Origin of the sequence: Cupriavidus basilensis (genome assembly GCF_029335485.1) — a bacterium.
GTDB lineage: Bacteria > Pseudomonadota > Gammaproteobacteria > Burkholderiales > Burkholderiaceae > Cupriavidus > Cupriavidus basilensis_E.
Genome location: NZ_JARJLM010000548.1, coordinates 1 through 7,734 on the forward strand (window position 1 = coordinate 1; position 7,734 = coordinate 7,734).

The window sequence follows — 7,734 nt, forward strand, 5'->3', positions numbered from 1 at the left end:
GGCGCGCGCCGGACCGCGCCGGTTGACCCGGGGCCTTCGATGTGCTTCCATCGACGCCAACAGGGTGCATGGCGCCACCGGGCCTTGCCCGCTCGTACCGCGTACGGGAATCCATCGCCATGCCGGCACCCGGCTTCGGGAAACGACTATGTTCAAGCAGTCAATGCTGCGCTCGACCTTGCTGCTGGCGGGCGGTATCGTGCTGACCGTGGTGGTGCTGATCGCCTCCGAGGCAGGCAACATCCGCTTGCGCCAGGGCTATACGGAGGTAATCCAGTCGCAGCAGGTGCAGGGCCAGATCACCTCCCTGCTGGGCGAGCTGGTCAATGCCGAAGCCGGTCAGCGCGGCTTCCTGCTGACCGGCAAGGAAAGCTACCTGCAGCCGTACTACCAGGCCCTGCCGCGCATCAATGCGCTGATGGGCGCGCTGCGCAACCGCTACGCCGACGACCCTGAAGCGCTCAAGCTGTTCACCGATGCGTCCACCGCCGTCAACCGCAAACTGACCGAGATGGACCTGACGCTGATCTACGGCAAGCGCGACGTGGAAGTGGCGCTCGACCTGGTGCGCACCGACTTCGGCAAGCAGACCATGGAGAATGCAAGACGCGGGCTGCAGGCCTTGCTCCAGCGCGAGGCCGGATCGGTATCGCAAAGCCTCGTGTTCGCCGACCGCGACCTTGCGCTGTCGCGCTATGGCATCGGCCTGCTGACCGCGATCAATATCGTGCTGCTGGTCGTCGTCGGGCTGCAGCATTCGCGCCGCCTGGCGCTGTCGGAAGCCGCTCGCAGCGAACTGGAGGAAGAAAGCGCGCGCCTGGAGCGCATGGTGCGCGCGCGGACCCGCCAGCTGTCGGCGCTGGCGTCCCACCTGCAACGGGTCACAGAAGACGAGAAGACGCGGCTCGCGCGCGAACTGCATGACGAGCTGGGTGCCATCCTGACCGCCACCAAGCTCGACATGCACTGGGTGCGGGGGCGCGTACAGGACACGCATCCCGACGTGGCGGAAAAGCTGACCCGGGTGATGCGGCATGTGGACCAGGGCATCCAGATCAAGCGGCGCCTGATCGAAGACCTGCGCCCCACCGTGCTGCTCAACCTGGGCCTGAAGGAAGCCATCGGCCAGCTGGCCGAGGAAGTCGCCGCGCGCAATCAGTGGGAGGCGGACGTGCAGCTTGCCGAGGCGGCGCCCCCGCTGCGCGACGACGCCGCAATTGCGCTCTACCGCATCGTGCAGGAGTCGCTCACCAATGCAAGCAAGTACGCCGCAGCAAAGCGCGTGTCCATCGCGCTCGCCTGCGCCAATGGCGTGCTCACACTCAAGGTGAGCGACAACGGATGCGGCCTGCCGGCGGATTTCGAGTCGCGCCGGACCAGCGGCCATCACGGCCTGCTGGGCATGGAGCAGCGCGTGATCGCGCTCGGCGGCTCGCTGCATATCGATTCAGCCCCGGGGAAGGGCGTGACCATCCGGGTGGAGGTGCCGCTGACCGATGCCATCGTGGCGCCGCCGCGCAGCGACGAGGACGGATCCGGCGAAGCGCCACGTGAAGCTCCCGCAGCCGGACCGGAGAACATACAGGCTGCCGGCCCCGGCCATGGCGCCGCCGGCTGACGTCCGCCCCTTACATCTTCTGCTTGACGCTCTCGGCAGCGCCCTGGACTTTCTCGCCGCCCTTCTCGATATCCTTACCCGCGCCAGCCATCGTGTTGCAGCCGGCCACCAGGACGACACCTGCCAGGGCACACAGCGCCATCAGCTTTCTCATGATTCTCTCCTTGCCAGGTTGACGCGGCCCTTGCCGCGATGGAAACGGGGACTGCCCGCAGGTGCGCAGCCGCTCGCCACTCACGTGCCGGATTGCGCGTACTCCTCGATCACCCGGAACACCTGCTCGAGCTCGAGCGACTTGTCGAAAAAGTAATCCGCGCCGGCTTCGGCGCACTGCCGCCGGTAGGTGGGTACCTGGGCGTGGTTGGTATAGACGATGCGAATGCCGGGCTGCCCGGTATTCTTCCCGGCCTTGTTTCCCTTCTTCTGCAAGGCACGCAATACATTGATGCCGTTGCCACGCCGCAATTGCAGGTCGACGATGACGACCTCGTACTGGCCCGCCTCGCAGAGGCGCAGCGCCGCGCTTTCGGTATCCGCCCAGTCCACGACGTCGACAAACGGGAATGCGTTCAGGTATTCAAGCAGCATACCGCGCAGGATCGCCGAGTCCTCGATGAGCAGGACCCGCAGCGCTCGATACGAAGGGGCCGCAGCTTGATCCAGCATGGGTTAATGTTAGCAACAGGGTACGGACAGGGACTATCGGGGTCCGTCCTACAGAGCCACCGGCCAGCCGCGCCTTCCGTTTGCGCCGCCTACTCCACCAGGCCGTTCTTGATCGCGTAATAGGTCAGGTCGGCGTTGGTCTTCATGCCCATCTTTTCCAGGATGCGCGAACGGTACGTGCTGACCGTCTTCACGCTCAGGAACAACTCGTCGGCGATCACCGACACCGACTGCCCGCGCGAAAGCTTGCAGAAGATCTGGAATTCGCGCTTGGACAGGGTCTGGTGCAGCGGCTGGCCGGTAGGCTTTTCCAGCCCTCCGATCAGCAGGTCCGCCACGGTCGCGCTGACATAGCGCCGCCCCTGGGCCACGGTGCGGATCGCCTTGACCATGTCGTCCGGCGCGCTTTCCTTGGTCAGGTAGCCCGAGGCGCCCGCGCGGATCAGGTTGATGGCGTACTGGTCTTCGGGATAGGTGGACAGGATCAGCACCGGGAGGTCGGGATGCCGCTGCCGAAGCAGCTTGAGCACATCGATGCCGTTGCGGTCGGGCATGGAGATATCAAGCACCACGACGTCGAACTCTCGTTCGCGCAGCCGCGTCATCACTTCGTCGCCGCTGGCCGCCTCCCCTTCCACCCGGATATCGGGCTCGTCGGCGATAAACTGGCGCAGACCGGCGCGCACGATCTGGTGATCGTCGGCGATCAGGACGCGGATCATGGATATCTCCCCTGAGCATGGATGCCCCGGCGCTCGGGAACGGCCGGGATAATGCATTGTAGTGCTTGCAAAGCACCACGAATGCCGGTGTGAGGCTGACATGGCCCCTGGCCGCGCACAAAGAAAAGGGACGGGCTGAACCCGTCCCTGCGCACCAGCATGTGCTTGCACCGGATGGCGGCAGGCGGTCTGCCTGCCACTCCGGGAAACGCGCCCAGGCTTACTGGGCCTTGGCCGCTGCGCCGGTATCGGCGGTAGCGCCGGTGTCGGTCGCGGCCTCGCCCTTCTTGGCCTTGGCGTGGGAGGTGTGCTTCTTGACCTTGGCGGTCGTCTTGGCGTGGGTATCGGCGTCCGCGCCGGCCTTTGCATCCGTCGCCTTGTCGGCGCCGGCAGCTGCACCCTTGTCGGCGGGCGCGCTCACCGCGGGCGCCGCCATGGCGCCGGTGGCGCCAGCCTTCGCATCAACACCGGTGCCTTGCGCCATGGCCAGCGAGGAAGCGGCAGCAATCGTGAGGGCGGAAAGGGAGATCAGCAGTTTGTTCATGGAGAGGCTCCTTGCAGTTTGCACCGCGGCGAAACATTCGCTGCGGTGTTCACTTGATGTGAGCCTTCAGTCTATGGATGCGGACCCGCGCGGTCTGTTAGGAGATGTAATGCCTTGTAAGGAGTGGTGAGGAACGCCCGACGCCACATCGGCGCCCCCGGAGACGCTTTTCCCTGCTTACCCAACGGCTTGCGGCGGCGCAGCAGCGAAAACCGCCGCTGCAACCGACGCACGCGGTTACAGGTTAGGCGCGAGCGCCCGCTCCAGCACGCTGCGTTCTTCGCCGCGGCGCGCCACCATGTCGTCGAGCTGGTCCTGGCCGATCTTGCCCACCGAGAAGTACGTGGACTCCGGATGCGCCAGGTAGAAGCCGCTCACCGAGGCGGCCGGCGTCATGGCCAGCGAGTCGGTGATGCCCATGCCGATCTCCGCCGTATTGAGATAGTCGAACATCGGGCCCTTGACCGTGTGCTCGGGGCAGGCCGGATAGCCAGGCGCGGGACGGATGCCGCGATAGCTCTCGGCGATCAGCTGCTCGTTGGTCAGCACCTCGCCGGCGTCGTAGCCCCACAAATCCTTGCGCACGCGTTCGTGCAGGCACTCGGCGAAGGCCTCGGCCAGGCGGTCGGCCAGCGACTTCAGCATGATCGCGCTGTAGTCGTCGTGGTCGGCCTCGAACTGAGCTTCCTTCTTGTCCACGCCGATGCCGGCCGTGACGGCGAACACGCCGACGTAATCGGCAATGCCGCTGTCCTTGGGCGCGACGAAATCGGCCAGGCAGCGGTTGGGCCGCATCACGCCATCGATCACCGGGCGCTCGCTCTGCTGGCGCAGGTTGTGCCAGGTGAGCGCGACCTTGGAACGGGTCTCATCGGTGTAGATCTCGATATCGTCGTCGTTGACGGTGTTGGCCGGCAGCAGGGCCAGCACGCCGTTGGCGCTCAGCCAGCGGCCCTGGATCAGGCGCGCCAGCATGGCCTTGCCGTCCGAGAACACGCGCCGGGCGGATTCGCCGACGATCTCGTCGTTGAGGATGTCGGGGAATTTGCCGGCCAGGTCCCAGGTCTGGAAGAACGGCGCCCAGTCGATGTAGTTGGCAAGCTCAGCCAGGTCGTAGTTGCGGAAGATGCGCCGGCCGATGAACTTCGGCTTGGGCGGCACGTAGGCGCTCCAGTCCACCGGCGTCTTGTTGGCGCGCGCCTGCGCCAGCGACACCATCGGCGTGGCCTTCTTGTTGGCGTGCTGGTGGCGGATGCGCTCGTAGTCGGTCTTCAGCTCGTCCAGGTATCTGGTTGCGCCTTCGTCCGACAGCAGGCTCGACGCCACGCTGACCGAGCGCGAAGCGTCCGGCACGTAGACCACCGGGCCTTCGTAGTGCGGCGCGATCTTGACCGCGGTGTGCACGCGCGAGGTGGTGGCGCCGCCGATCAGCAGCGGGATCTTCTTGATGCGGAAGTAATCGTCACGCTGCATCTCGGAGGCAACGTAGGCCATTTCCTCCAGCGACGGCGTGATCAGGCCGGACAGCCCGACGATGTCCGCGCCCTCGACCTTGGCACGCGCCAGGATCTCGTTGCACGGGACCATCACGCCCATGTTGACCACTTCGAAGTTATTGCACTGGAGCACCACCGAGACGATGTTCTTGCCGATGTCGTGCACATCGCCCTTGACCGTGGCGATGACGATCTTGCCGCGCGCCTTGACGTCGCCGCCGGCCTCGGCCAGCAGGCGCTTTTCTTCCTCGATATAGGGCAGCAGGTGGGCCACGGCCTGCTTCATCACGCGGGCGCTCTTGACCACCTGGGGCAGGAACATCTTGCCGGCGCCGAACAGGTCGCCCACGATGTTCATGCCGTCCATCAGCGGGCCTTCGATTACCTCGATCGGGCGGCCGCCGCGCGCCTCCACCTGCTGGCGCACTTCCTCGGTGTCTTCGACGATAAAGGTGGTGATGCCGTGCACCAGCGCGTGCGACAGGCGGTCGCCCACCGGTACCGGGTTTTCCGGCGTGCCGCGCCACAGCAGGTTTTCTTCCTTCTTGGCGCCGCCGCCCTTGAAGCGGTCGGCGATCTCCAGCAGGCGGTCGGTGCTGTCCTCGCGGCGGTTGAGCACCACGTCTTCGACGCGCTCGCGCAGTTCGGGGTCGAGCTGGTCGTACACGCCGAGCTGGCCGGCGTTGACGATGCCCATGTCCATGCCGGCCTTGATGGCGTGGTACAGGAACACGGTATGGATGGCCTCGCGCACCGCGTCGTTGCCGCGGAAGGAGAACGATACGTTGGACACGCCGCCGCTGACCTTGGCGTACGGCAGGTTCTGCTTGATCCAGGCGGTAGCCTCGATAAAGTCCACCGCGTAGTTGTTGTGCTCCTCGATGCCGGTCGCAACAGCGAAGATGTTCGGGTCGAAGATGATGTCTTCGGGCGGGAAGCCGACTTCATTGACCAGGATGTCGTAGCTGCGCTTGCAGATCTCGGTCTTGCGGGCAAAGGTATCGGCCTGGCCCTGCTCGTCGAAGGCCATCACCACGGAGGCGGCGCCGTAGCGGCGGATCAGCTCGGCGTGATGGCGGAACTGCGCCTCGCCTTCCTTGAGCGAGATCGAATTGACCACCGGCTTGCCCTGCACGCATTGCAGGCCGGCCTCGATCACTTCCCACTTGGACGAGTCCAGCATGATGGGCACGCGCGCGATATCGGGCTCGGAGGCGATCAGGTTGAGGAACCTCACCATGGCCGCCTTGGAGTCCAGCATGGCCTCGTCCATGTTGATGTCGATGATCTGCGCGCCGTTCTCGACCTGCTGGCGGGCCACCACCAGCGCCTCGTCGAACTGGCCGTTGAGGATCATGCGGGCAAAGGCCTTTGAGCCGGTGACGTTGGTGCGCTCGCCGACGTTGATGAAGAGCGTGTCCTCGTCGATGGTGAAAGGCTCGAGGCCGGACAGGCGCATCGGGCGCGGCGGCAGGGTGTCGTTGGTCATGGCTTGATCTTGTTCTGTGGGCTCGCGGTGCATGGTCAGGCGGCTGCGCTGTCGGCGCCGTCGCGGTACTGGCCGGGCCAGGTGCGCGGCTTCTTGCTGGCCACGCGCTGCGCGATGGCGGCGATATGCTCGGGCGTGGTGCCGCAGCAGCCGCCCACCAGGTTGACCAGGCCGGACGCGGCGAACTCCTCCACCAGCGACGAGGTCACCTCCGGGGTTTCGTCGAAGCCGGTATCGCTCATCGGGTTGGGCAGGCCGGCGTTGGGGTAGCACGACACGGCCGCGTCGCAGATCTTGGCCAGCTCGGCGATATACGGGCGCATCAGCGTGGCGCCGAGCGCGCAGTTCAGGCCGAAGGTGATCGGGCGGGCGTGGCGCAGGCTGTTCCAGAACGCTTCCACGGTCTGGCCCGACAGGATGCGCCCGGAGGCATCGGTCACGGTGCCGGAGATCATCACGGGCACGCGCTCGCCGGTGTCCTCGAACAGCTGGTCGATGGCGAACAGCGCGGCCTTGGCATTGAGCGTGTCGAAGATGGTTTCCACCAGGAACACGTCGGCACCGCCCTCCAGCAAGCCCTTGCCCTGCTCGTAGTACGAATGGCGCAACTCTTCGAAGGTCACGTTGCGCGCGCCCGGATCGTTGACGTCGGGCGAGATGCTGGCGGTCTTGGGCGTGGGGCCGAAGGCGCCGGCCACGAAACGCGGCTTGTCCGGCGTGCTGTACTTGTCGCAGGCTTCGCGCGCCAGCCTGGCCGCGACGACGTTCATCTCGTACGCCAGGTCCGCCATCTTGTAGTCTTCCTGCGCCACGGCGGTGGCACCGAAGGTGTTGGTCTCGATCAGGTCGGCGCCGGCGGCCAGGTACTGCTCGTGGATCTCGCCGATGACCTGCGGCCGGGTCAGCAGCAGCAGTTCGTTGTTGCCCTTGACGTCGACATGGTGCCCGGCGAAGCGTTCGCCGCGGTAATCCGCCTCGGTCAGCTTGTAGCGCTGGATCATGGTGCCCATGGCGCCGTCCAGGATCAGGATGCGCTCGCGCAGCAGGGCCGGCAGGTTGGCTGCCCGGGTATAGGGGCGCGCGGGGGGAAGCGAGGCGGGACGTGGGGCGGCGCTCATGTGGGGCTCGACAGCAAGGGAAAAGACAGCGATTTTATCAGTTATATCAATGGTTTGCGGAATGGCGGGCGCATCCGTCAA

At 65.8% G+C, this 7,734-nt stretch carries 7 protein-coding genes; 1 reads left to right on the forward strand and 6 read right to left on the reverse strand.

Going from position 1 to position 7,734, the window contains the following annotated elements:
• The first annotated feature begins 148 nt into the window (after positions 1-148).
• Positions 149-1,618 (forward strand): sensor histidine kinase, encoded by a 1,470-nt coding sequence (locus tag P3W85_RS34080; protein ID WP_276268007.1) that lies wholly within the window; start codon positions 149-151, stop codon positions 1,616-1,618.
• 10 nt (positions 1,619-1,628) lie between these two features.
• Here the strand turns inward: P3W85_RS34080 and P3W85_RS34085 are convergent, their stop codons facing one another.
• The 6 genes from P3W85_RS34085 to P3W85_RS34110 all read right to left on the reverse strand — a co-directional run bounded on the left by P3W85_RS34085 (position 1,629) and on the right by P3W85_RS34110 (position 7,653).
• The gene (locus P3W85_RS34085; protein ID WP_017227275.1) at positions 1,629-1,772 is read right to left on the reverse strand and encodes an entericidin A/B family lipoprotein; all 144 of its coding nucleotides are present in this window, start codon (positions 1,770-1,772) and stop codon (positions 1,629-1,631) included.
• 80 nt (positions 1,773-1,852) lie between these two features.
• Positions 1,853-2,284 (reverse strand): response regulator, encoded by a 432-nt coding sequence (locus tag P3W85_RS34090; protein WP_276268008.1) that lies wholly within the window; start codon positions 2,282-2,284, stop codon positions 1,853-1,855.
• 89 nt (positions 2,285-2,373) lie between these two features.
• A complete protein-coding gene (locus P3W85_RS34095; RefSeq protein ID WP_017227277.1) occupies positions 2,374-3,006 on the reverse strand; it encodes a response regulator in 633 nt (210 codons plus the stop codon).
• Between the two features lie 220 nt (positions 3,007-3,226).
• A complete protein-coding gene (locus tag P3W85_RS34100; protein WP_276268009.1) occupies positions 3,227-3,550 on the reverse strand; it encodes a hypothetical protein in 324 nt (107 codons plus the stop codon).
• Positions 3,551-3,787: 237 nt separating this feature from the next.
• Positions 3,788-6,535, reverse strand: coding sequence for a methionine synthase (metH, locus tag P3W85_RS34105; protein ID WP_276268010.1), 2,748 nt, complete (start codon positions 6,533-6,535; stop codon positions 3,788-3,790).
• A gap of 35 nt (positions 6,536-6,570) precedes the next feature.
• Positions 6,571-7,653 carry a homocysteine S-methyltransferase family protein gene (locus tag P3W85_RS34110; RefSeq protein ID WP_276268011.1) on the reverse strand — a complete coding sequence of 361 codons (1,083 nt, stop codon included), beginning with the start codon at positions 7,651-7,653 and terminating at the stop codon, positions 6,571-6,573.
• Positions 7,654-7,734 lie beyond the last annotated feature (81 nt).

Bases quoted from the DNA above. Each gene is read 5' to 3' on its own strand.
- P3W85_RS34080 (WP_276268007.1), top strand. From the start codon at position 149: ATGTTCAAGCAGTCAATGCTGCGCTCGACCTTGCTGCTGGCGGGCGGT.
- P3W85_RS34085 (WP_017227275.1), bottom strand. From the start codon at position 1,772: ATGAGAAAGCTGATGGCGCTGTGTGCCCTGGCAGGTGTCGTCCTGGTG.
- P3W85_RS34090 (WP_276268008.1), bottom strand. From the start codon at position 2,284: ATGCTGGATCAAGCTGCGGCCCCTTCGTATCGAGCGCTGCGGGTCCTG.
- P3W85_RS34095 (WP_017227277.1), bottom strand. From the start codon at position 3,006: ATGATCCGCGTCCTGATCGCCGACGATCACCAGATCGTGCGCGCCGGT.
- P3W85_RS34100 (WP_276268009.1), bottom strand. From the start codon at position 3,550: ATGAACAAACTGCTGATCTCCCTTTCCGCCCTCACGATTGCTGCCGCT.
- metH (WP_276268010.1), bottom strand. From the start codon at position 6,535: ATGACCAACGACACCCTGCCGCCGCGCCCGATGCGCCTGTCCGGCCTC.
- P3W85_RS34110 (WP_276268011.1), bottom strand. From the start codon at position 7,653: ATGAGCGCCGCCCCACGTCCCGCCTCGCTTCCCCCCGCGCGCCCCTAT.